This window comes from Shimia sp. SK013 (genome assembly GCF_001292625.1).
Taxonomy (GTDB): Bacteria; Pseudomonadota; Alphaproteobacteria; order Rhodobacterales; family Rhodobacteraceae; genus Shimia.
On record NZ_LAJH01000005.1, the window covers coordinates 120,044 to 143,633 of the forward strand.

Annotated in this window: 20 protein-coding genes; 2 read left to right on the plus strand and 18 right to left on the minus strand. The window is 60.1% G+C overall.

Annotated features, from left to right (window positions below; all coding sequences use genetic code 11):
- The 17 genes from SHIM_RS00930 to SHIM_RS01010 all read right to left on the minus strand — a co-directional run bounded on the left by SHIM_RS00930 (position 1) and on the right by SHIM_RS01010 (position 21,183).
- The gene (locus SHIM_RS00930) at positions 1-2,622 is read right to left on the minus strand and encodes a nitrate reductase (protein ID WP_054000742.1); all 2,622 of its coding nucleotides are present in this window, start codon (positions 2,620-2,622) and stop codon (positions 1-3) included.
- Positions 2,619-2,957: a nitrite reductase small subunit NirD gene (nirD, locus tag SHIM_RS00935; RefSeq protein ID WP_054000743.1), complete on the minus strand. Its 339-nt coding sequence runs from the start codon at positions 2,955-2,957 to the stop codon at positions 2,619-2,621. Before nirD ends, SHIM_RS00930 begins: the two co-directional genes overlap by 4 nt.
- Complete coding sequence (gene nirB / locus SHIM_RS00940; RefSeq protein ID WP_054000744.1) at positions 2,954-5,404, minus strand: nitrite reductase large subunit NirB; 2,451 nt, start codon at positions 5,402-5,404, stop codon at positions 2,954-2,956. The genes nirD and nirB overlap by 4 nt, the downstream gene beginning before the upstream one ends.
- The gene (locus tag SHIM_RS00945) at positions 5,401-5,826 is read right to left on the minus strand and encodes a globin family protein (protein ID WP_054000745.1); all 426 of its coding nucleotides are present in this window, start codon (positions 5,824-5,826) and stop codon (positions 5,401-5,403) included. The genes nirB and SHIM_RS00945 overlap by 4 nt, the downstream gene beginning before the upstream one ends.
- 5 nt (positions 5,827-5,831) lie before the next feature.
- A complete protein-coding gene (locus SHIM_RS00950) occupies positions 5,832-7,511 on the minus strand; it encodes an ABC transporter ATP-binding protein (protein ID WP_054000746.1) in 1,680 nt (559 codons plus the stop codon).
- 5 nt (positions 7,512-7,516) lie between these two features.
- The gene (locus SHIM_RS00955; protein ID WP_054000855.1) at positions 7,517-8,599 is read right to left on the minus strand and encodes an ABC transporter permease; all 1,083 of its coding nucleotides are present in this window, start codon (positions 8,597-8,599) and stop codon (positions 7,517-7,519) included.
- Between the two features lie 156 nt (positions 8,600-8,755).
- Positions 8,756-10,120: a CmpA/NrtA family ABC transporter substrate-binding protein gene (locus SHIM_RS00960; protein WP_054000747.1), complete on the minus strand. Its 1,365-nt coding sequence runs from the start codon at positions 10,118-10,120 to the stop codon at positions 8,756-8,758.
- Between the two features lie 252 nt (positions 10,121-10,372).
- Positions 10,373-11,551, minus strand: a complete 1,179-nt coding sequence (locus SHIM_RS00965; protein WP_054000748.1) for an ABC transporter substrate-binding protein — start codon at positions 11,549-11,551, stop codon at positions 10,373-10,375.
- Positions 11,548-12,132 carry an ANTAR domain-containing response regulator gene (locus SHIM_RS00970; protein ID WP_054000856.1) on the minus strand — a complete coding sequence of 195 codons (585 nt, stop codon included), beginning with the start codon at positions 12,130-12,132 and terminating at the stop codon, positions 11,548-11,550. Before SHIM_RS00970 ends, SHIM_RS00965 begins: the two co-directional genes overlap by 4 nt.
- A gap of 158 nt (positions 12,133-12,290) precedes the next feature.
- Positions 12,291-13,034, minus strand: a complete 744-nt coding sequence (locus SHIM_RS00975; RefSeq protein ID WP_054000749.1) for an SDR family oxidoreductase — start codon at positions 13,032-13,034, stop codon at positions 12,291-12,293.
- 73 nt (positions 13,035-13,107) lie between these two features.
- On the minus strand, positions 13,108-14,556 hold the full coding sequence (locus SHIM_RS00980; RefSeq protein WP_054000750.1) for an aldehyde dehydrogenase family protein: 1,449 nt from the start codon (positions 14,554-14,556) through the stop codon (positions 13,108-13,110).
- A complete protein-coding gene (locus SHIM_RS00985) occupies positions 14,543-16,147 on the minus strand; it encodes an ABC transporter ATP-binding protein (protein WP_054000751.1) in 1,605 nt (534 codons plus the stop codon). The genes SHIM_RS00980 and SHIM_RS00985 overlap by 14 nt, the downstream gene beginning before the upstream one ends.
- On the minus strand, positions 16,144-16,965 hold the full coding sequence (locus SHIM_RS00990; protein ID WP_054000752.1) for an ABC transporter permease: 822 nt from the start codon (positions 16,963-16,965) through the stop codon (positions 16,144-16,146). Before SHIM_RS00990 ends, SHIM_RS00985 begins: the two co-directional genes overlap by 4 nt.
- Positions 16,962-17,909, minus strand: coding sequence for an ABC transporter permease (locus tag SHIM_RS00995; protein WP_054000753.1), 948 nt, complete (start codon positions 17,907-17,909; stop codon positions 16,962-16,964). The genes SHIM_RS00990 and SHIM_RS00995 overlap by 4 nt, the downstream gene beginning before the upstream one ends.
- Positions 17,910-18,317: a (R)-mandelonitrile lyase gene (locus SHIM_RS01000; protein WP_054000754.1), complete on the minus strand. Its 408-nt coding sequence runs from the start codon at positions 18,315-18,317 to the stop codon at positions 17,910-17,912.
- A 73-nt stretch (positions 18,318-18,390) separates the two neighbouring features.
- Positions 18,391-19,866, minus strand: coding sequence for an ABC transporter substrate-binding protein (locus SHIM_RS01005; protein ID WP_054000755.1), 1,476 nt, complete (start codon positions 19,864-19,866; stop codon positions 18,391-18,393).
- Between the two features lie 24 nt (positions 19,867-19,890).
- Complete coding sequence (locus SHIM_RS01010; protein WP_082358214.1) at positions 19,891-21,183, minus strand: acetylornithine deacetylase/succinyl-diaminopimelate desuccinylase family protein; 1,293 nt, start codon at positions 21,181-21,183, stop codon at positions 19,891-19,893.
- A gap of 99 nt (positions 21,184-21,282) precedes the next feature.
- Between SHIM_RS01010 and SHIM_RS01015 the strand changes: the two genes are divergently transcribed.
- Positions 21,283-21,819, plus strand: a complete 537-nt coding sequence (locus SHIM_RS01015; protein ID WP_241488756.1) for a PAS and helix-turn-helix domain-containing protein — start codon at positions 21,283-21,285, stop codon at positions 21,817-21,819.
- 9 nt (positions 21,820-21,828) lie between these two features.
- On the opposite strand, the gene SHIM_RS01020 is transcribed toward SHIM_RS01015, so the two are convergent.
- Positions 21,829-22,560, minus strand: coding sequence for a glycosyltransferase family 32 protein (locus SHIM_RS01020; RefSeq protein ID WP_193749838.1), 732 nt, complete (start codon positions 22,558-22,560; stop codon positions 21,829-21,831).
- Between the two features lie 223 nt (positions 22,561-22,783).
- Here SHIM_RS01020 and SHIM_RS01025 point away from each other — a divergent pair, with 223 nt between their 5' ends.
- Positions 22,784-23,575: a helix-turn-helix domain-containing protein gene (locus SHIM_RS01025; protein ID WP_054000758.1), complete on the plus strand. Its 792-nt coding sequence runs from the start codon at positions 22,784-22,786 to the stop codon at positions 23,573-23,575.
- Positions 23,576-23,590 lie beyond the last annotated feature (15 nt).

A 23,590-nucleotide genomic window follows, 5' to 3' on the forward strand; every position in this document is an offset into this window, starting at 1 on the left:
CTATTCGGCCGCAGCACGATTGTGAGCACCGTTCAGGATCGCGGCCAGTTCGGGCTTGCAGGAGCCGCAGTTTGTGCCTGCTGACAGGGCTGCACCGATGGCTTGAACACTCATCAGCTGGTTGGTTTCAATCGCCGTCAGAATGGTGTTCACCCCGACGTTGAAACAAGCACAGACGGTGGCGCCGGGATCGGGTTGATCTGCGCCCGGACGTCCGGCAAGCGCCCCTGTGCCGTCGGTGCCAATCAGGCCGGTGGCGAACGTACGTGAGACGCTGACAGGGGTCGGAGCGGCGTAGAGCGCACCAATGAGCTTGCCGTTTTCGTGCAAAGCCACGCGGGCGAGGTTGCGTGCGGGATCGGTGACGCTGCTGGCTTTGGCTTCGGGCGCCTCAAACAATGTGCGCGCGTAGTCTTGCCAACTTTCGGGCGCTTTGGTGTCGGCAAGTTCTGTGCGCCAACCCGTGTCGGACTTTGCTTTGGCCCAGTACGCAGTTTGTGGGGAGATATTGGCCACGCTGACAGCAAAGCCATACCATGCGGGACCGTATGGTTTGATCGATACTGGTGCGGATTTGCTGTCGGGCTGACCCGAGATCGGATCGGTGATAGGCGGCACCAATGCAGAAACTCGACCAGCGCTGGCGGTTTCGCCTGTCCAGTGTATTGGCGCAAAAACGTTGCCCGGCGTCACGCGATCCGTAATCAAGACGCGCAGAATGGCAGTGCCATGGTGGCTCTCAACTTGCGCCAGATCGGCGGCGCGCAGGCCAAGCGCAACTGCGTCCTCAGGATGCAATTCAAGGAAGGGTTCGCCATAATGCTGGTTCAAACGCGGGGCGAGTGCGGTGCGGGTCATAGTGTGCCACTGATCCCGAATACGGCCGGTGTTCAAACGATAAGGCAACGCGGCGGGGGATGCGCGAAGGGCAGGCTGCGCGACGGGCAGCATGTTGGCGCGTTTGTTGGGCGTGAAGAAACCGCCATTGGCAAAGAAGCGTTCGGTTCGGGAGCCATCGGCGCGGACAGGCCAGCGCGTAGGTTTGAAGGCGTCAAAATCGGCATCTGAAATGTCGGAGAGGCCACTGATGTCGAAGTCTTTGCCCTGAGCGGCTGCGAGACCGGAGAGGGCTGCATGTTCGCGAAAGATTTGCGCGGGGGTGTCATAGTCAAAGCCGGAAAACCCCATACGGCGGGCCACGTCTGCGATGATGTCCCAGTCGTGGCGAGACTGGCCAGTGGGCGGCATCAGCGGGCGTTGTCGGCTGATGGTGCGGTCGGAATTGGTGACGGTGCCATCTTTCTCGCCCCAGCCTGTGGCTGGTAGAACCACATCGGCCAAAAGCGCGGTGTCTGTTGTGGCCGACAAGTCCGAAACGGCAACAAAATCGCAGGTCTTGATGGCGGCCTGCACGGCGTTGGCGTCGGGCATGGACACGGCAGGATTGGTGCACATCACCCACAACGCTTTGATCTTGCCTGTTCCGATGGCTTGGAACATGTCGACCGCCTTGAGACCTTGTTGGTCAGCCATTGTCGGCGCGTCCCAAAAAGTTTGCACCACGTCGCGGTGGGTGGCGTTTTCGATGTCCAGATGCGCGGCCAGCATATTGGCCAAGCCGCCGACTTCGCGTCCGCCCATGGCGTTGGGCTGGCCGGTGACGGAGAACGGCCCGCCGCCGGGTTTGCCGATGCGACCTGTGGCAAGGTGGCAGTTCAGGATTGCATTGACCTTGTCGGCGCCGTGATCGGATTGGTTCACGCCTTGGGAGAACACAGTGACGGTGTTTTCGGTGCGCAACCAGAGGTCGGCAAAGGCTGTGAGCTGCTCGGGAGGCAAGCCGGTATCAGAGACGTCGGTCGAACTGGCGGCGTCCAACGCTTCGGAAAAGCCTGAGACGTGATCGCTGACATAGGCCGCGTCGACCGCGCCTTGGGCGTGGGTTTGCGCCAGCAAATAATTGAACAGGGCCACATCCGTACCGGGGCGCAGGGCAAGGTGCATGTCAGCAAGATCGCAGGTTGCAGTGCGGCGCGGGTCAATGACGACGACTTTCATCGACGGGCGCGCGGCTTTGGCGGCGGCGATGCGCTGGTAAAGCACCGGATGGCACCATGCGAGGTTGGATCCGGTGAGAATGACAAGATCGGCCAATTCAAGGTCTTCGTAGGTTCCGGGCACGGTGTCGGTGCCAAAGGCGCGCTTGTGGCCAGCGACGGTGGAGGCCATGCAGAGGCGTGAATTGGTGTCGATATTGGCGGAGCCGATGTAGCCTTTCATCAGCTTGTTGGCGACGTAGTAGTCTTCGGTCAGCAGTTGGCCAGAGACATAAAACGCCACGGAGTCGGGACCATGTTTGGCAATCGTTGTGCAAAACTTTTCGGCCACCAGATCGAGCGCTTCGTCCCAACTTGCGGGCCGGTTGTCGATCTGCGACGCGAGGAGACGACCGTCCGCAGTGACGGTTTCTCCGAGCGCCGACCCTTTGGAGCAAAGCCGTCCAAAGTTGGCAGGGTGCGCGGGGTCGCCTTTGACGGTGAGGCCGCCCGCGTTATCACGTGTCGCAACCACACCGCACCCGGTGCCGCAATACGGACAGGTCGTGCAGATCGATTTGGTCATTCTGCGGCCACAGAGGTTTTGACGGCGGCGGCGGAAATCAGAATGCGGTTGTCTTCGCATTTGATCGCATACGTGCCAACTTTGCCTTCGTCGGCCCCTTGGGCCTCGCCAGTGGCAAGGTCAAAAACCCAATTGTACATCGGGTCAGTCACTTTTTCGTCGTGCTGGATGCCATTGGAAAGCGGGCCAGCTTTGCCCGGCAGATATTCATCCAGTGCATAAACGTTACCTGTAGCGGTGCGGAAGACCGCGATGTCACCGTGATGGGTGCGCACGACGCGCGCGCCGCGCAGGGGGATGTCGTTGATGCTGCCAATGTCGATGAAATCACTCATTCTGCTGCCACCTTTGTAAAGTCCGCGATGGGGGCGAATTCGTGGGCGTCAACGCCTTGCTTGGCGCGTTCGGCCCATGGGTCGATCTGGTAGAATTTCTGGCTGTAGTGGAAACGCTCGGCCAGCGCCTTGCGGTTTTCCAGATCGTCAACAACCTGCTCCTTGACCCAGTCCAGACCGACTTTGGCGATCCATTTGTAAGGCCGGTGCAGGTATTGCGCCCCTTCGCGATAGAGTTGGTAGAAGGCGCAAGAAACTTCGATGGCTTCCTCTTCTGTGGCGACTTGCACCAGAAGATCTGTTTCACGCAGATCAAGCCCTGCGGCGCCGCCGACGAGGATTTGATAGCCGCTGTCGACGCAGATGATGCCAAGATCTTTGCAGGTGGCCTCGGCGCAGTTGCGGGGGCAACCGCTGACAGCCAGTTTGAACTTGTGCGGCGACCATGCGCCCCACATGGCCTCTTCGATCTGGATGCCAAGACCGGTGGAGTCCTGCGTGCCAAAGCGGCAATGATCCGATCCCACACAGGTTTTCACGGTGCGCAGGCCCTTAGCATAGGCCTGACCGGAGATCATGCCGGCCTTACCGAGGTCATACCAAATGGCGGGCAAGTCGTCTTTCTTGACGCCCAGAAGGTCGATGCGCTGACCGCCTGTCACCTTGACGGTTGGCACGTCGAATTTGTCGGCGGCATCGGCGATGGCGCGCAGTTCATTCGGGGTGGTGATGCCACCCAACATACGAGGCACCACTGAATAGGTGCCGTCTTTCTGGATGTTGGCGTGCACGCGTTCGTTGATGAATCGGCTTTTGCCGTCATCCTCATAAGCACCGGGCCACGCGCAAACCATATAGTAGTTCAGCGCAGGACGGCACACGTGGCAGCCGCAGGTGGTTTTCCAATCCAGTTCCTGCATGGCTTGCGGGATGGATTTCAACTCCTTTGCGACGATCAGTTTGCGCACGTCGTCATGGGAAAGGTCGGTACACTTACAGACCACTTCCTTTTCGGGCATTTTGAACTCGTCGCCGAGCGTAAAGCCTAGAAGATCACCCACCAGACCCACGCAGCTGCCGCAGGAAGAGCCGGCTTTGGAGGTGGATTTGACCGCGTCCAATGTGTGGGCGCCGTTGTTGATGGCGGCGATGATTTGTGCTTTGGAAATGCCGTTACAGCCACAGATTTCGGTATCATCCGGTAAGGCTGCAACGGCTGCCATAGGGTCCAGGGGGGACCCTCCTTGGTAGGCGGGGCCAAAGATGAGCGTATCGCGCATCTCGGAGATGTCCTCGCGGTCTTTGATCAGGCCAAAGAACCAGTTGCCGTCTGCCGTGTCGCCATACATGACGGCGCCGACGATGCGGTTGTCTTCAATCACAAGACGTTTGTAGACGCCGCGTGCCGGATCGCGGAAGACGATGTCTTCGCGCCCCTCTGCGTCGGCGAAATCACCTGCTGAGAACAGATCACAGCCGGTGACCTTGAGCTTGGTGGCGACTTCTTTGTTCGAGAAAGCCGCCTGTTCGCCTGCAAGGGTTTTGGCGATGACTTTGGCTTGGTCAAAGATCGGCGCCACAAGGCCGAAAATATCGCCGTTGTGTTCTACACATTCGCCAAGCGACAGGATGTTTTCATCTGACGTGACCATCTGGTCGTCCACATGGATACCGCGACCCGTGGCCAATCCGGCCTCAGCGGCCAGCCCTACCGATGGGCGGATGCCGACGGCCATCACCAGAAGATCGCAAGGCAATTCGGTGCCGTCATCCAGCAAGAGAGCTTTGACCTTGCCGTTTTCACCAAGGATTTCCTTGGAGTTGGCCGAGCATTTGACGGTGATGCCTTTGTCGACCAGCGCCTTGCGCAGAAGGTAACCGGCGGCCTCGTCCAACTGGCGTTCCATCAGGTGGCCCATGATGTGCACCACGGTTACGTCGACACCGCGCAGGGCAAGACCTGCGGCGGCTTCAAGACCCAGAAGGCCGCCGCCAATCACAACGGCTTTGGCATCAGGTTTGTCGCCAAGCGCGATCATCGCGTTGGTGTCTTCCAGATCGCGGTAAGCGATCACTCCGTCCAGATCATGGCCGGGCAGAGGAATGATGAAAGGGTTGGAGCCGGTGGCGATGATCAGCTTGTCATAGGCCAGCACGTCATCGTTGTCGGATGTCACGGTTTTGGCGGCACGGTCGATATTGGCGACCTTTTGGCCAAACCGGCAGGCAACGCCGTGTTCCTCGTACCACTCGGCGGGGTGGGTGATGATGTCCTCAAACGCTTTGTCACCCGATAGGACGGGGGACAGCATGATCCGATTGTAGGTGCCGCGCGGTTCGGCGTTGAAAAGGGTGACGTCATAAGCGTCAGGGGCGGCTTCGAAGAGATGTTCGAGCGCGCGGCCCGCGGCCATCCCAGCCCCGATGATGATAAGTTTCTGCGTCATGTCTGTCCTGGTGACCCGCCATAAGCGGCGTCTTTCATCACGCCCGAAAGGGTCGTGTATGCGGTTTCCCAAGCGGCTTCGGTTTCAGCGTCGAAATCGTTGCCCAGCCCGGTTTTGAGCGTGTGGAGCAGCGCTGCTCCCACAGGTTCATAGTGATCAGCGGTCACGCCATAGCCCACATGGGTCACGGCGAGGTTTTGTGCGACTGGCACGATGCGATCCAGATCGCGCAGCCCTTTGACGACGGCACCCAAAGTGGCCATCAGCTTGGCGCCCTGCTCGGCCATGTCGCTATGGAAAAGCGGTGTGACCTCTGGGGCGATTTCAAAGAGGCGGGCATAAAAAATCTCTGCCGCTTGTGGCGCGATAGGGGCCACTTTTTCGAAACTCTGTTGAACCAATGTGATCTGGGTATCGTTCATCTTTGCTACTCCGCTGCGATGGCCTTGGCCGGTTTTGCCTTTGGCTTCGCACCGTGCTCGTATTCTTCAAGAAAATCGAGCACATCCTGGCGGTAACGGTAGTAGTCTGGGTGCTCCAGCAGCGCCTTGCGGGTGCGTGGGCGGGGCAGGTCCACATCGACGATTTTGCCGATTGTGGCCTGTGGCCCGTTGGTCATCATGACCACGCGATCCGCCAAGAGAATGGCCTCGTCCACATCGTGGGTGACGCAGATCGCGGTCACTTTGGTGCGGTCCCAGACTTCCATCAGCACTTCCTGAAGCTCCCAGCGGGTGAGGCTGTCGAGCATGCCAAAAGGTTCATCTAGAAGCAGGAGTTTTGGCGACAGGGCAAAGGCGCGGGCGATGCCGACGCGTTGCTTCATGCCGTTAGACATGGAGTGCGCGGGGCGGTCCATGGCGTCACCCAGACCGACGCGTTCGAGGTAGTATTCGATCACGTCTTGGCGTTCGGCCATCGAGGCCTTCGGGTAGACTTTGTTCACGCCAATCGCGACGTTTTCCTTGGCCGAAAGCCACGGGAAAAGGTTGGGCGATTGAAAGACCACTGCGCGTTCGGGATCAGCGCCTTCGACGTGGCGGCCATCAAGGCGAATGCCGCCTTTGGAAATTTCATTCAGACCGGCCGCCATTGTCAGAACTGTGGATTTGCCACAGCCGGAGTGACCGATCAGCGAGATGAATTCGCCGCGCTGGATCTTGAGGTCAAAATCTTCAACCACGGTGAGCGGGCCTTTGGGCGTTGGATAGATTTTGTGCAGTTTGGAGAAGTCCAAAAAGTTGTAATCAATCATGCCTTTCTGGGCATCTTTGACGGCCGCTGGCACGCCGTGGATCGGGGTGACGTCTGGCAGCACTTTGGTGCCTTCGGTCTTGGCCGCGATGCCGACATCCATCAGGTATTTGGTCACTTCGGCGCGCAGTTTTTTGAACCCGTCGTGGTGGTTCATTTCGATGCGGTCGCGGCGGCGGGGGATGTCGACTTTGAACTCTTGGCCTAAGGTGCCGTCTGGGTTTAGCGCGATGATGCGGTCGGCCAGAATGATGGCTTCGTCCACGTCGTTGGTGATCAGCACACAAGTCTTTTTCTCGGCCTGCCAGATGGCCTCGATTTCGTCCGCAAGGTTGGCGCGGGTGAGAGCATCAAGGGCACTAAGGGGTTCATCAAGCAGAAGAACTTCGGGGTTCATCGCCAAGGCGCGTGCCACGTTCACACGTTGGCGCATGCCACCTGACAGCTCGGCTGGGCGGCGGGTGGCGGCGTGCGAGAGGCCGACCATTTTGATGTAGTGATCGACCTTGGCCTCTTTTTCGGCCTTGGACATTTTGGGGAACACGCTGTCGAGCGCGAGGCGCACATTGCCGTTCACCGTCAGCCACGGCATCAGCGAATAGCTTTGGAAAATCACGCCACGTTCCGGACCGGGACCAGAGATGGGTTTGCCTTTGAACGTTACATTGCCGGCGGAGGGCTTTTCAAGGCCAGCCATCAGGTTGATCAGTGTGGTTTTTCCCGATCCGGAAAAGCCCAGAAGGACGAGGAACTCGCCCTCCTGCACTTCCAAATCGATGTTTTTCAGAACGTCGGTTTTGGCGGTGCCTTCACCGAAGCTTTTGGAAACGTTTTCAAATTTCAGGATGCTCATGGGGATCACCGGTTGGATGTGAAGGTGAAGAGCGATTGGATCGCGTACATCAGGCGGTCCAGCAGGAAGCCGATGATGCCGATGGTGAAGACGGCGACCATGATCTTGGCGAGCGAGGAGGAGCTGCCGTTCTGGAATTCATCCCAGACAAATTTGCCAAGACCGGGGTTCTGCGCCAGCATTTCAGCCGCGATCAGAACCATCCAGCCAACCCCAAGCGACAGGCGCAGGCCGGTGAAGATCAAGGGCAGGGCCGAGGGCAAGACCAGTTTGGTGATCTTGGTATATGTGTTCATTTTCAAGACTTTGGACACGCTCACCAGATCCTTGTCGATGGAGGCGACGCCTAAGGCTGTGTTGATCAGCGTCGGCCACAGAGAGCAAAGCGTCACGGTGATGGCGGAGGTCAGGAAGGCTTTGGAAAACAGACCGTCATCCACCGTGTAGGTAGCGGAGACAACCATCGTCACGATGGGCAACCATGCGAGTGGCGAGACCGGTTTGAAAATCTGGATCAGCGGGTTTACGGCGGCGTTTGCATATGGCGACAGGCCAGCCATGATGCCGACGGGTACGGCGATCAGTGTGCCGATCAGGAAGCCGAAGAAAACGGTTTTGATCGAAGTCCAGATTTGTTTGTAGAAGCTCGGGCTGCCTGTGTATTTGATATCTTTGACTTTTTCAGGCTGACCGTTGGCGATAAACTTGGCGTTACGCGCATCGACACGTTCAAGGAACTTGGCCTCTTTGGCGGCTTTGGCCTTGGCGTCTTCGTGCAGAAGCACGGCTTCGGTCCAGACCTCTTTCGGTCCGGGGACAGCGCCGAGCGAGGTTTGCACTTTGGGCGCGAAGTTGGCCCAGAGCATCAGAAAGACGGCGATGGCCAGAAGCGGCACACCCAACAGACGCCAGATCTCGGCGGCTTGGGCGCGCGGATTGTCACCAGCAGCGGCTTTGAGGAGAGGTGTGACGAAGCTAAGGCCGAGGACTTGGAACCAGCCGTCGGCCTTGTTGATGCGTGTGAAGAGGCGTGCGCGGCGTGCTTCGCGGTCTTCGTCAGCAATGGATTGAGGGTCGATTGTGGTCATGGCTGGGTCCTTGGCCGGGAGGCCGTTTTGGCTGTCTGTTTTACGTCGGTATCGCATCGGCATTGCGACGGTGTCGTTTAGGCCGGGATGGCGGGTGGGTCGCTGGTTGCCCCGTGGGGCAACGCCGCCCCACCCGCCATCCCGAGGGAGTGATCGTTAGCCCTGGATCTCGGTGCCGACGACGCGCTGTTCGCCTTTCAAGCCGATTGGCAGGCTGTCGAGGTAGGCGTTTGGCGCTTTGCCGTCATAGGCGATGCCGTCGATGATATCCTCGGACGGTGTTGGCGCTTTGTAGCCGTCGCTGTCCCATGGGAAGTCAGCCTCATTGGCCAGACCTTCGTCGACGAGCAGACGGGCTGCTTCGAGATAGATCGCAGGCTTGTAAACCGACTTGGCAGTCTCGTCGTACCAGCTGTCAGGCTTGGCTTCAGAGATTTGGCCCCAGCGGCGCATTTGGGTCAGGTACCAGATGGCATCGGAGTAGAAGGGGTAGGTCGCGTTGTAGCGGAAGAAGACGTTGAAGTCGGGAACCTCGCGCTTGTCGCCTTTTTCATATTCAAACGTGCCGGTCATCGAGTTGGCGATCACCTCGTAGTCTGCGCCAACGTATTCAGGCCGGCTGAGGATCTTCACCGCTTCTTCGCGGTTGGCGTTGTCGTTTTCATCGAGCCACATGGCGGCGCGGATCAGCGCTTTGGTCACGGCGATGGTGGTGTTTGGGTATTGCTCGGCGAAGTCGGCGTTGATGCCAAAGACTTTCTCTGGGTTGTTTTTCCAGAGCTCATAGTCGGTGATCACGGGCACACCGATGCCTTTGAAGACGGCCTGTTGGTTCCAAGGCTCACCCACGCAATAGCCGTAGATTGTGCCGGCTTCCATTGTGGCAGGCATCTGTGGTGGTGGCGTCACGGACAGCAGAACGTCTGCGCCGATCTGGCCGGTGATGTTTTCGGGGGAGTAATATCCCGGCTCCAGACCACCAGCGGCGAGCCAGTAGCGCAGTTCGTAGTTGTGGGTCGACACAGGGAAAACCATGCCCATGTTGAAGGGCTTGCCTTCGTCGGTGTATTTTTCGACGACCGGCTTGAGCGCGGATGCGGAGATCGGGTGAACTGGCTTGCCTTCGGCGTCATGTGGGATGTTTGGCTTCATTTCTTCCCAGATCTGGTTGGAAACGGTGATGCCGTTGCCGTTCAGATCCATCGAGAAAGGCGTGATGATGTGGGCCTCGGTTCCGTAGCCGATGGTGGCCGCGAGAGGCTGGCCCGCCAGCATATGCGCGCCGTCGAGTTGTCCGTCGATCACACCATCCAGAAGCACTTTCCAGTTGGCTTGCGCTTCGAGAGTCACGAACAGGCCTTCGTCGTCGAAATAGCCCTGTTCATAAGCAACCGCGAGCGGGGCCATGTCGGTGAGTTTGATGAAGCCGAATGTCAGTTCGTCCTTTTCGAGCTCCAACTCGGCCAAGGCGGGACCCGCGAGCAGCGTCGTGGCCGCGAGGATGGAAGTAATGCGTTTCATGTGTCTGTCCTTTGCGTTGCCTGTGGCGAGGCGGGAGAACGAAAAAAAGCCGCTGACCAGCGCCGAGGGAGGAGGTACGGCGACAAGTCGAGCGGCTTTGCTCTGTATTTTCCCCAACTCTGGGGAAAGTATGAGTTGGAACAACCTTGCTCCAAACTTGCTCTTATCTGGCAGCGTTCGCGGCGGCGCAGCAAGAGATGGGCGTTCATTTATGCTGCGATGCCGCATTGGTGCATGGGTTTGCACAAAAATTCAGCGTTCTGGCCGGTCCGGGTCGAAAACCTGACCATCAAAAAAGCGATCCGGGCCGAGAATCAGTGTGCCTGAGTCGGTTGCGGCGCGGGTTGGTTCGGACAGCGCACCTTCGAGTTTTTCAGACGCAGCCGGTAAGTCGGCGCCAAGGGGGCCGAGGTGGCGACGGTAGAGATCGGAGCGGAAAACGGCGGCGGCCTTGGTCGCGGATTGCGCCCGGTCCAGACCAAAACGGGCCGCCATGCGGGCACCGATCCATGCGCCCTGGCTTTTCCATGGGAAGGTGGCTGCGCCAGCGAAGAAATCCATCATTTGTGGCACATGGCGCGACCGGCCGCGGGCGTTGATCAGGAGGTTGCCTGAGAGGGCGCGTTCGGTGATCTCGGCGGAGACACCGAGATATTCCGGCCAGCTGAGGATCTCGGCAGCGGTGGCGTGTTTGTCCGGCTGGTTCAGCCAACGGCCCGCTTTCCAGATCGCGCGCATCAGGCGACCGGTGATGTCCGGTTCCGATGTCGCCCATTCATGGCGCACGGCAAGGACTTTTTCTGGCGCGAATTGCCAGATGGCCGCGCCGGGCAGCAGCAATGTGCCGCCACCGTTCTCAACTGTGATTGAGCCCCAGGGTTCGCCAACACAGAAGGCGTCGACCTCGCCGGAGGAGATGGCGTCGGCCATGAGCGGGGGTGGGATGGTGCGCACATCGAGAGCTTGGGCGGTATTCAGGCCAGAAGCTGCGAGCCAGTAGTGCAGCAGCTCGGCGTGCATGGAAAACGGGAACGGCACACCGATCCGCAGAGGTTTTTTCAGACGTGCAAGCGCCGCGCCGGCGGCTTTGGCGTCTAGAAAATCAGGGATGGATCCAGCGGCGTCTAGCTGATCGGCGAGTGCGTTTGAAATGCCTATCACGTTGCCATTTATGGACAAAACGGAAAGCGCGTCGAATTGGGTGCGCATGCCGCCAAGGCCGAGCGCCATCGCGACGGGTACTGGCGATAGCATATGGGCGGCCTCGATCTGGCCAAGTGCAAGCCGGTCGCGCAGGGTGGACCAGCTGGGCGCGCTTTGCAGGGTCAGCGCGAGGCCTTCTTCTTCGGCAAATCCCAGTTCGCGGGCAATAATCAGAGGGGCGGCGTCAACAAGAGGCATGAAGCCAAGGGTCAGGGGAAGGGTTCTCATGACAGCAGCTCCGAGGCGGTGACGAGGGCTTGGGCGACGTCAGCGATCTTTTTGCCCTGGCTCATCGCGGTCTTGCGGATGAGAGCGTAGGCGTCGTCTTCGGACATGTTGCGCGCGCGCATGAGGATGCCTTTGGCGCGGTCGATGATTTTGCGTTCCTCAAGAGCGCGTTTGGTGGCAGCAAGTTCGGAGCGCATGCGCGAGAACATGTGAAACCGCGCGATAGCGGCATCAAGAATGGGTTTGATGCGGTCGGGCTGCATGCCGTCCACGACATAGGCCGACACGCCAGCTTCGATCGCAGCTTTGGTCAGGCCGTCATCGGAGCGGTCCACGAACATGGCGACAGGACGCTCCAGCGGGGAAGACGCCAGCGTCAGTGCGTCAATCGCATCGCGGCTGGGGTTGGCCATGTCCAGAAGCACGAGGTCAGGGTTCATTTCAGCAACAGAGCGGGCGAGGCCGGTTGAGGCCGACAGAACGCGGATGTGGTGGTCACCGGTGGCCGCGAGGCTGTCGATGATCGCCTGGGCGCGGGTTTTGTCTGGTTCGACAATGAGAATGGTGAGCTTGTCGGTCACGGCTTTGTCCTGCTGGAGTGGCTTGCCCCTTTGGTATCGGGGCAAGGTCAGCGAGGGCCAGAGGGGGCGTGGGGTGTGACGCATGATTTGATTATTTTTTGGGCAGAATTCCTACGATTGCCGTGCGATTGAGCGAAATGAATGCTGCGACTGCACAATCATATGCAGCGGCCGCCGTCGACTTCCATCAAGGTGCCGGTGATCATGCTGGCCTCGTCCGAGCACAGGAATGCGGCGGCGTTGCCCATGTCTTCGGGTTGGGAGAAGCGGCCCAACGGGATGGTGGAGATGAATTTGGCGCGAATTTCCGGGGTGTCTTCGCCCATAAAGGATTTCAACAACGGCGTTTCACCCGCGACGGGGTTGAGCGCATTGACGCGGATGCCTTGGGGCGCAAGTTCGACAGCCATGGTTTTGGTGGCGGTGTTCACCCAGCCTTTGGAGGCGTTGTACCAGTTGAGATTGGGACGCGGCGACAGGCCCGCGGTGGATGAGACGTGCAAGATCGCGCCGGAGCCGCGGGATTTCATGTGCGGCACGATGGCCTGTGCCGTGAGGTAGATCGATTTGCAGTTCACAGCGAAGACACGGTCAAAGTCGTCCTCGGTGACGTCTTCAAGTGGGGTAGGCAGGTGGGTGATGCCTGCGTTGTTCACCAGAATGTCGATGTGGCCCCATGCCGTGAGGGCGGTGTCGATCATTGCCTGAACGCTGGCGCGGTGTGACACATCGGTTTGGGCGGCGATGACGTTGGCGTTCTCGGCGGCTTTGGTCGCGGCCGCGTCGCCGTTGATGTCGGCCACCAGCACTTTGGCGCCTTCGGTCAGGAATTTGTCGACGATGCCCGCGCCGAAACCTTGTGCGCCTCCGGTAACGATGGCTGTTTTTTGAGAGAGACGCATGTATTGGGTCCTTTTGGCAGGTGCCGAAGACAGAAGGTGCCTCCGGCGGGGATATTTATAGCAAGAGGAAAGCCTAGCCGTGCAGGGCGGCGACGGTTTTGAGTTGGGAGAAGTGAAAGAGGGCCTCAAAGCCTTTTTCGCGGCCGTGGCCGGAGTGGCCGGTGCCGCCAAACGGCAACTCGACACCGCCGCCTGCGCCGTAGTTGTTGAGAAAGACCTGTCCGGCGTTGAGTTGTTTGGCGAGGCGCATCTGGCGGGCGCCGTTTTGCGACCAGACAGAGGCGACAAGGCCGAATTTTGTGCTGTTGGCGATCCGCACGGCGTCTTCTTCGGTGTCAAACGGGATCAGGACCTGCACGGGGCCGAAGATCTCGTCCTGAGCAAGGCTGTGGTCGGGGGGCACGTCGGCAAAAAGGGTTGGCGCGATGTAATGGCCGGGGGCGTCGGTGGCGATTTGACCTTGGGCGGCTTGGGTGAGGTCGGCGCCTTTGGTCAGGAAGTCGGTGACAAGCTGTTTTTGGCGGGCAGAGATCAGCGGGCCCAGAGTTGCATCCTCGACCGCAGGTGCGGCGCGCATGTCGGTGTAGGCGGCGGCCATGCGGGTGGCGACCTCGTCATAGACGGCGCGCTCGACAAGGATACGCGACGAAGCCGAACAGGTTTGGCCGGCGTTCTGGATGCCGGCGTTCACCAAAAAGGGCAGCGCGGCGTCGAGGTCGGCATCGGCAAAGACCAGTTGCGGGCTCTTGCCGCCGAGTTCGAGGGTTACGGGGATGACATTTTGCGCGGCGGCGGTTTGCACAAGGCGACCGGTGTTGACCGAGCCGGTGAAAGAGATGTGTTGCACGTCCGCGTGGCCAGCGAGCGCTGCGCCAGCCTCGGCGCCGAGGCCTGGAACGACGTTGAGCGCACCGGCGGGCAGACCGGCCTGCATGGCGAGGTCGGCGAAGGCGAGTGCTGTGAGGCAAGCTTCTTCGGCTGGTTTGAGGACGCAGGCGTTGCCCATGGCGAGAGCGGCGCCGACGGAGCGGCCGATGATCTGCATCGGGTAGTTCCATGGCACGATGTGGCCAGTGACGCCAAAGGGTTCACGCAGCGTGTAGACGGTGTAGCCATCCAGATAGGGGATGGTCTCGCCGTGCACTTTGTCTGCCGCGCCGCCGTAAAATTCCATGTAGCGGGCCAGGGCTGTGACGTCGTTGCGGGCCTGCGTAAGCGGTTTGCCCACATCCAAAGCTTCGAGCAGGGCGAGGGTGTCTGCGTTTTCCAACACAAGCTGGCCGATGCGGGTCAGGACGCGGCCACGTTCGGCTGCGGTGAATGTGCCCCAATCGCCCGCGCGGGCTTGATGCGCGGCGGCGACGGCCGCGTCGACGTCAGCGCTTGAACCGCGGGCGATGGCAGCGAGGCCCGAACCGTCGGACGGGTTGGTCAGGTCGAGTGTTTCGCGGCCTTGGGCGGCGATCCAGTGGCCACCGATCAGACATAGCGACGGGGCGAAGGGCAAGTCAGGCAGGTGCATTTTGGGCCTCCTTGAGGTCGGGCAAGACGGGTGCTGCGGCGATCAGGCTGCGGGTGTAGGTGTGTTGGGGGTCTGTGAAGACACCTTCCGTGTCGCCATGTTCAACAATTTCGCCGGATTGCATCACCAGGACACGGTCGGTGACGGTGCGCACGACAGACAGATCGTGGGAGATGAAGAGGTAGGCGAGGTTGTGGCGGCGTGACAGGTCAGCAATCAGGTCAAGGATTTGCGCGCGGATTGAGACATCAAGCGCGGAGACCGCTTCGTCGAAGATGATGAGTTCTGGCTTGGTGATCAGGGCCCGGGCGATGGCGATTCGCTGGCGTTGGCCGCCGGAGAATTCGTGGATGTATTTGGTCGCGTCTGAGGGCGTCAGGCCAACATCGGAGAGCACGGTGGCGATGGTGTTGGCAAGGGTTGCGCCTTTGGGGGCGTTCGGATCGAGGTGGAAGGGCTCGCTCAGAATGCGGGCGACGCGGTGGCGGGGGTTGAAGCTGCCATACGGGTCCTGGAAGACCACCTGAATTTTGGCGCGGGTGGCGGCGGGCATGTCGGGGCCGACGGGGCTATCGAAGGCCGAGATTGCGCCGAATTGCAGCGGTTCAAGCCCGAGGATGGCGCGTGTGAGGGTGGATTTGCCACATCCGGATTCCCCCACCAGCCCGACGCGTTCGCCGTGGTGGATGTCAAAGCTGACGGCGTTCACCGCGCGGTGGAACTGGCGCTGTGCAAACAGTGTTGTGCGGGGCAGCGCGTAGTCGCGAATCGCGTTTTGCACCGAGAGGATCGGGGCAGCTGTTTCGCGCTGTGGTGGAAGGTCAACTTGGTGGGCTGAGGCTTCAAACAGGGCTTTTGTATAGGGGTGCTGCATATTGGCGAGCAGGGATTGGGTTTCGCCCTGTTCGACGATTTCGCCGTGGCGCATAACAATGATGCGATGTGCCATGTCGGCCACGACAGCGAGGTCGTGGGTGATCATCAAAAGACCCATATCGAATTCAGTCACAAGGTCTTGGAGCAGGTCAAGAATGCGAGCTTGGGTTGTGACGTCGAGGGCGGTGGTTGGCTCATCCGCGATCAAAAGGCGCGGGCGTCGGGCGATGGCCATGGCGATCACGACGCGTTGGCGCTGCCCTCCTGACAGTTCATGCGGATAGCGGCTGAGCGGAAATTGGTCCTGAGGCAAGCCGACACGGGTGAGCATGGCGGCGGCTTGGGCTTGGGCCTCGCGCTTTGTGGTGGCCGCATGGATCAGGATGGTTTCCACCACCTGCGCGCCGATGGTTTTCACGGGGTTTAGCGCGGTCATTGGTTCCTGAAAGACCATGCCGATGTCGTTGCCGCGAATGGCGCAGAGGTCGGGTTCCGGCACTGTCAGCAGGTTACGATCTTGCAGAAGAATTTCGCCTTGGGCCGCCGCGCTGTCGGGCAAGAGTTGCATCACCGACAGGGCGGTCATGGATTTGCCAGAGCCGCTTTCGCCGGTGATGGCGACGATTTCACCGGGTGCGATGGAAAAGCTCACGTCGCGCAGGATCGGCAGGGGGCCGATGGAAAGCGAGAGGTTTTGCACGGTCAGCAAAGTCATGCGCGCATCACCCGGATTTTGGGGTCAAGATGGTCGCGCAGCCCGTCTCCCAGAAGGTTGAGACCGAGCACAGCGGAGACGATTGCGAGACCGGGGATCAGGGCGAGGTGCGGCGCGAAGGCGACCATAGTTTGCGCGTCGGCCAGCATCCGGCCCCACGACGGCGTGGGCGGCTGCGCGCCGAGGCCCACATAGCTGAGCCCGGCTTCGGCGAGGATGCCAAGCGAGAACTGGATGGTGCCTTGTACGATCAGCAGGTTGGCGACGTTGGGCAAAATGTGCTCAAGGCTGATGCGGGCGGGGGATTTGCCGGCAACCCGCGCGGCGAGGATGAATTCGCGTTGCCACAAGGGAAGCGCGCCGGCGCGTGTGAGGCGGGCGAAGACAGGGATGTTGAAGATGCCGATGGCGATGATTGCGTTGATCGCGCCGGGGCCAAGAATGGCGGTGATCAGGATGGCAATTACGAGGCTGGGAAAGGCAAAAATCAGATCGTTGCCGCGCATGATAATTTCGTCAGTCCAGCCGCCTTGGCGGGAGGCAGCCCAGAGACCAAGCGGCACGCCGAGGCCCATGCCGATACCCACCGCCACCAGCGCCACAGCCAGCGAAGTGCGCGCGCCAACCATGATCATTGAAAAGATATCGCGCCCGAAGTGATCGGTGCCAAACCAATGGGTGGCCGAGGGGGTTTGCAGCTTGTTGGGGATATCCAGTTGCGTGATGTCGTATGGCGTCCATAAAAAACTGAGCAAAGCCGCGGTGACGATCAGGCTGCTGAGCAGGCCGCCAAAAAGAATGGTGCGCGATAGGGTCATGTGCGGGCCCTCAGGCGTGGGTCGACGGCGGCATAGGCCAGATCGACGACGAAGTTCACCATGATCACGAGGAACACAAGCAGCATGACCACGCTTTCCACCACGATCAGATCGCGGGCGGAGATGGATTGAAAGATCAGGCGACCGAGGCCGGGCAGGAAAAAGACCTGTTCGATGATGATACCGCCTGCGAGCAGGAAGGCGAATTGCATGCCGATGATGGTCAGCACAGGGATGAGGGCATTGCGCAAGCCGTGACGAAAGAGGGCTTGTCGGCGCGACAGGCCTTTGGCGCGGGCGGTGCGCATGAAGTCCTCACCCAAGATATCGAGCAGCGACGAGCGCATGACGCGGGCAAGGATTGCCGATTGCGGCAGAGCCAGCGCGATGGCGGGCAGTGTGAGGGATTTCAGGGCAGCGGCGGCGCCTTCGTCCCAGCCGGCAAAACCGCCCGCAGAGAACCAGCGCAGGTTGATGGCGAATATCAGCACCAGCATCATCGCAAACCAGAAATTCGGCACGGCAATACCAAGTTGCGTCGCGCCCATCACAGTCAAGTCGCCGGGTTTGCCACGGCGGGCGGCGGCGTAGATGCCAACGGGAAACGCGATCAGCGTGGACAGCGTGAGCGCATAGAGCGCCAGGGGCAGGCTAACCCAGATGCGGTCCCTGATCATCCCGCCCACCGGTGTGCGGTAGGTGTAGGAGGTGCCAAAGTCACCGGTCAGCATGCCACCAACCCAGTTGAGATATCGCTGGGCTTTGGAGACGTCCAAGCCAAGCTCTGTGCGCAGGGCGGCCACGGTATCGGGTTGGGCATTGAGGCCAAGCATGAAACTGGCCGGATCGCCCGGTGCGATTTCGATCACCGCAAAAATAACCACCGACGCGATGGCGAGGCTGATCAGCAGCGAGAGCAGACGTTTGAGAGCGTAGCGCAGCATTTAGGCAGGCGGCGTGAGGTAGTCGGTATCACTGACATGTTCGAGCCAGTCCGCGCCGGAGCCGTCCATCACGTCTTGAATAGCGATGTGGCACATGCCGGTTTCAGGCCCTGCGCCGTGCCAATGCTCGACACCCGGTTCGATCCAGACGCTGTCGCCGGGACGGATCACACGAGGCGCTTCGCTGCGCAGCGCAATTAGGCCGCTGCCCGAGACAACGTGCAGGATTTGCCCGACGGGATGGGTGTGCCAAGCGGTGCGCGCGCCCGGGTCAAAGGTCACGCGGGCGGCGAAAACTTGTGATGGCGGGCGGCTTTCGGTGATCACGTCAAGGCGCACATTGCCCGTGAAATAGTCGGCAGGGCCTGTGCGGGTAGGCGTGGCACCGGCGGGGGTCAGTTCAAGCATTGTCGCACCTTTGCGAAGTAAAAACGCCGGCGGGTCGGGGGAAGGGTCCCGAACACCGCCGACGCCGGGAGTGTTAGTCAGACCAGCTGACAGCAGTCAGGTCTGTGGCCTGTGTGGGCGCATTTTCCCAGAGACCCTGAACACCGGCCTTGGCGACGGTCGGGAAGGCGAGCTGGAACAGATACCCGTTCACGTAATCTGCCGAGATCATTTTTTGCGCGGTGGCAAGAAGTGCGGAGCGTTCGGCGGGTTTGGTCGCCTTGTTCAATGTTTCCATGATTTGCTGGAACTCGGGGTTGTCATATTGGAAATAGTAATCGGGCCGCGCATAGATGCCGATGTCAAAGGGTTCGGTGTGGCTGACGATGGTCAGGCCGAAGTCCTTGCCACGGAACACCTGTTCAAGCCACTGCGCCCACTCCAGATTGCTGATTTCGGTCTGAATACCCACAGAGCGCAGTTGAGCCGCGATGATTTCGCCGCCGCGACGGGCATAGGAGGGCGGCGGCAGTTTCAGCGTGGTGGTGAACCCGTCCGGAAAGCCAGCCTCGGCCAGCAGTTGCTTGGCTTTGGCGGGGTCATAATTCGACGATCCGGTCAAATCGACGTAGTCCGGATGGTGCGGTGCGAAATGGGTGCCAATCGGGGTGCCAAGACCAAACATGGCCCCGTCGATGATCGCCTGACGGTCAATCGCGTGGGCAATCGCCTGGCGCACTTTGACGTTGTCCAGTGGCGGCATCTTGTTGTTGGTTGACAGGATGGTTTCGCCTTCGGAGTTGCCGACGATCACCTGAAAGCGCGGGTCTGCCTCAAACTGAGGCAGCGCTTCTGGGGTTGGGAAACCGGCAAAGACGTCAACATCCTCGGCCATAACTGCCGACATCGCCGCCGTAGGATCGGAGATGAATTTGAAAGTCACATCGTTCAGCACAGCCGGAGTGCCCCAATAGGCATCGTTGCGCGTCAGTTCGATTTTGTCGCCCTGCACCCAGTTGGTGAATTTGAACGCGCCGGTGCCGATAGGCGTGGTTTTGATGTCGTCGATGCTTTCAGGTGCGACGATCACAGCATCGCCCCATGCCATGTTGAAGATGAAGTTGCCGTTTGGTTCGGACAGGGTGACTTTGACAGTCATCGGGTCCATGACGGACACGTCAGAAATGCCCGCAAACAGCGCTTTTTGCGCGTTCACGCTGTCCTCGGCGCGGGCGCGGTCCAGCGAGAATTTCACGTCCTCGCCGTCCATCGTCGAGCCATCGTGGAAGGTGACCCCGTCATTGAGCATGAAGGTGTAGGTCAGGCCGTCGTCTGAGATGTCCCAGCTCTTGGCGAGGCCTGGGATCACGGCGCCGTCAGAGGCAAAGCGGGTGAGGCCTTCGAACACGTTGGAATAAAGCACCGAGTCGATGGCGCCCGCGGCGGCCGAGGTTGGGTCAAGGTGAGGTGGTTCAAGCTGAAGCGCGACGGTGATGTCGGTCTGGGCCGAAACGGCGGTGGCGAGCGCGAGTGGCAAGGCGCTGGCCAGCAGGAACGTGCGATGTTTCATTGTCTCTCTCCCTAGTCGTTTTTGTTATTCTGATTGTGGCAAAAGCAGTTGAGTCAGGCTGTGGGCCATGACTTTGGCGCTGTCGATCATGTCATCTATGCCGATATATTCGTCTGGTTTGTGCGCCAACTCAAGGATTCCGGGACCATAGGCGATGCAATTCTTGAGTTTTCCGATCCGGTCAATGTGCTTTTGGTCGTAGGTTCCGGGGCTGGCGACATAGTCGGGCGCCTTGCCCAGAACGTCTTGGATTGCACGATCCACCGTGGACACCACCGGCGCTGCGCGGTCGGTCATCGAAGGCGCAACGTGGTTGATTTCGCGCATTTCAAAGCGGAAATTCTGGCGGTTTTCGGCGAGGTCTTGCAGCAGCTTTTGCACCTCGCCTGCGACTTGCGCGTGGTTTTCCTCAGCCAGATAGCGGCGGTCGATCACGATGCGACAACTGTCAGGCACACAGTGGGCGGGCAGGCCGGTGTAATCAGCTGGCTGTTCGGGTTGGCCGCCGTGGATCGAATTGATGTTCATGGTGGAAGACCGCGCGCCTTCGGGCACCACTGGCATATCGGTGTGGCGCGCGGACATTGCCGGGTAAAGGTCGGTCTCGAATTTATCCAAGACCGCGCCCATGTGGCGCACGGCGCAGTCGCCAAGGAAGGGCATAGACCCGTGAGCGATTTCGCCAAATGTTTCGATTTCGGCCCACCAGCCGCCGCGATGGCCAAGGCAGATGCGATCTTTGTTCAAAGGTTCGGGAATGATGACGTGCTGCACGCGTTCAGGGGCAAAGAAGCCTTTTTCGGCAAGATGCGCCACGCCGCCGTACCCGCCGGATTCCTCGTCCGCGGTGCCGGATATTTCGATGGCGCCTGAGAAGTCGGGAAATTCGGCGATGAAGGCCTCGGCGGCGATGATGGAGGCGGCAAGCCCGCCTTTCATGTCGCAGGCGCCGCGCCCGTAGATCTTGCCATCGTGGATGTCGCCTCCAAAGGGATCGAAGGTCCAGCCGTGGCCAACCTCGACCACGTCGGTGTGGCTGTTGAAATGCACGCAGTCGCCGGGGTGGTGGCCGGATTTATGGGCCACGATATTCCAGCGGGGATATTTGTCGCTGTCGCCGGGGGCGCCGTGGGCCCGGATCAGTTGCGTGTCAAAGCCGTGCCGCGTCAGGCGCGTATCGAGATAGTCGCAAATGTCGCGGTAACAATCGCCCGGTGGGTTGAGCGTTGGGATGCGGATTAGGTCCTGCGTGAGCTGGATCAACTCGTCGCGCATGGATTGGATGCGGACCATCAGACGGTCGGTGTCATGCGGCATGTGGGACCCCGAGAAAGGTATCAACAAAAGTTAAGACAGCATGGCTTGCAACACGCTACGGTATCAATACCGTAGGATTACGGTTCGAAGGGGATGGATATGGATTGGGATATGCTGGCTTACGAGGCCGCGCCGGTGGGGATTGTGGTGACTGAACATCGGGTGATCAGGGCCTGCAATCGCGGTTTTGCCGAGATGCTGGGCTATGCGCGGCGGGCATTGGTGGGGCAATCGTTTCGGCTGCTGTATGACAGCGCGGCCGAATTTGAGCGGGTGCGGGACATTGGGATGGCGCCGTTGCAGCGCGACAATGCCTATAGTGACGAGCGCATGATGCGACGCGCAGATGGTGGGCAGATCTGGTGTCGGTTTCGGGCGCAGACGCTGACACCCGCGGAGCCGCTGGCGCGGCTGGTGATGAGTTTTGCGGTTATTCACGATGGCCCGCCTGTGTCACTAAGCCAGCGGGAGCGGCAGGTGGTTGGCGGCTTGGGGCGTGGGATGACCAGCAAGGAAATAGCGCGTGAGTTGGGGTTAAGTCCGCGTACGGTCGAGGACGTGCGGGCGAGGTTGCTCAAGCGATTTGAGGTCAGGAATGCGGCGGAATTGTTGGCGCATTTGACGATCGGCCATTGAGCGACCGCATTATTGCCAGTGGCGGGAGAGTTTTCGCCAAGCGACCACAATCGACATGGGTTTCCAGCTGCCCATGCCGAAATGCTTGACCTCGCGCCAGTGCAGCGCGGGGCGGTCCACAAAACGCACGCCGTCGATGAGGACAGACCGCTCTTTGCGCAGGTGGCGCACCAGATCAGGGGCGGAATGACCGCGTTCAGCCAGCCAGTCATAGATTACATCGGTGAAGACGCCGGGGCCGGTTTTTTTGATGGTCCAGTCGGGATGGTCGCGGGTGAAAAACGGGTCATGCGCATTTATGGCGATGCGACGGGCGGTTTCCGCGAGAATGTCGTGACCGGGTTTGAAGGCGAAGGTCCAGTTGGAGAACGCAACGATATTATCGCGCCACCACAGATCAAGGTTGTAAGCGCCGCCGGATTTTACGTGACCGGTGGGCTGCCAGTTGGGGAACTTGTTGAGGTAGTCGCCGTCGATGCCGATCACGGCCTCGTCGTCTGGATCGATCCAGCTTGAGAGCGGTTTGCGGCAGATGGTGTCTGCATCCGAGTAAAGTCCACCGTGGTGCAGCAGGACAAGCACGCGCCAGAAGTCGGACCGTTCTACCGGATTGAGGGCCATGTAGGTGTCGAGATGTTCGGGAAACACGTCGCTTATGAGCGCAAGACAATCCTGATCATCGTTGAAGTCCACGTGCCAGTCGGGGTTTTGTTTTTCCCACGACAGAATCCATCGCTGCATCGGGCGGTCCATCGCGGTGACGTCTTTTGTCTTCCATGTCTGAAAGATCGAACGGGGGATGTTTGGCTGGGCGGAGATTGGATTTGTCCTGTTGCAGTTTCCGCCACCCTAGGGCGACGACCGCGGGCGGGCAAGCTGTTGGTGAAACTTGGGATTTGACCTTTGGGACAGCCGCGCCAAGATGGCAAGGTGATCAAGAAAGGGCGCAGGTTTGCCGATACCAATGGGATATTCAGAGGCGATTGTCACACCACAACAGTCGCGTTCTGTCGAGGCGGTGTGGTCCTATGTTGCCACATCTTCGGGCCGTGGAGTTATCCTGCCAGACGGGCGGTGTGATTTGATTTTGCGGTTTCGTGAAGGCCAGAGGGGCACGGTTCAGCCAGTGGTTACGGGGCCAGCGACGCAGCCGTATGAAATACGCTATGCGGCGGGCGATGGCTGGGTTGGCGTGCGGGTGCGGCCAGAGCGCGGGGTCGCTGTGTGGGGCAAGGCAATACGGGCGGCAAAGGATCAGGTGCGGCGCGGGGCGGAGGCTGTGACATTGGTGCCGGCATTGGCTGAATTGGTGGATATGGCACCCCGTGAGGCAGAGCTGCGCGCGGGATTATTGGATGTGCCGGATGTCTTGGCGTATCGGGATGTGGATGCACGCGTTGCACGAACGGTCCAGCAGATACACCTGACTGGCGGACGGGTCAGTGTTACGGATTTGGCGGCGCGGGTTGGTGTCACCGCGCGGCATTTGGGCCGGCTGTTTCAAAGCTCAGTCGGGCTTGGGGTGAAGACATACATCGGATTGGTGCGCTTTCATCGCGCGTTGCGATTGGCGGTGCGGGGTGGTGTGTCGCTGAGCGAGGTGGCGTTTGAAGCAGGCTTTGCCGATCAGGCGCATCTGAGCCGTGCGGTGCGGCGGTTTGGAGGGATTTCGCCGGGACGCGTGCCACCGGAGTTGATTTTGCCCGGTGTGGCCGGATCTGGGCAGGGATTGTTTGGCGCGGCAGGTCAATTTTGACGATGTCCGATTTGT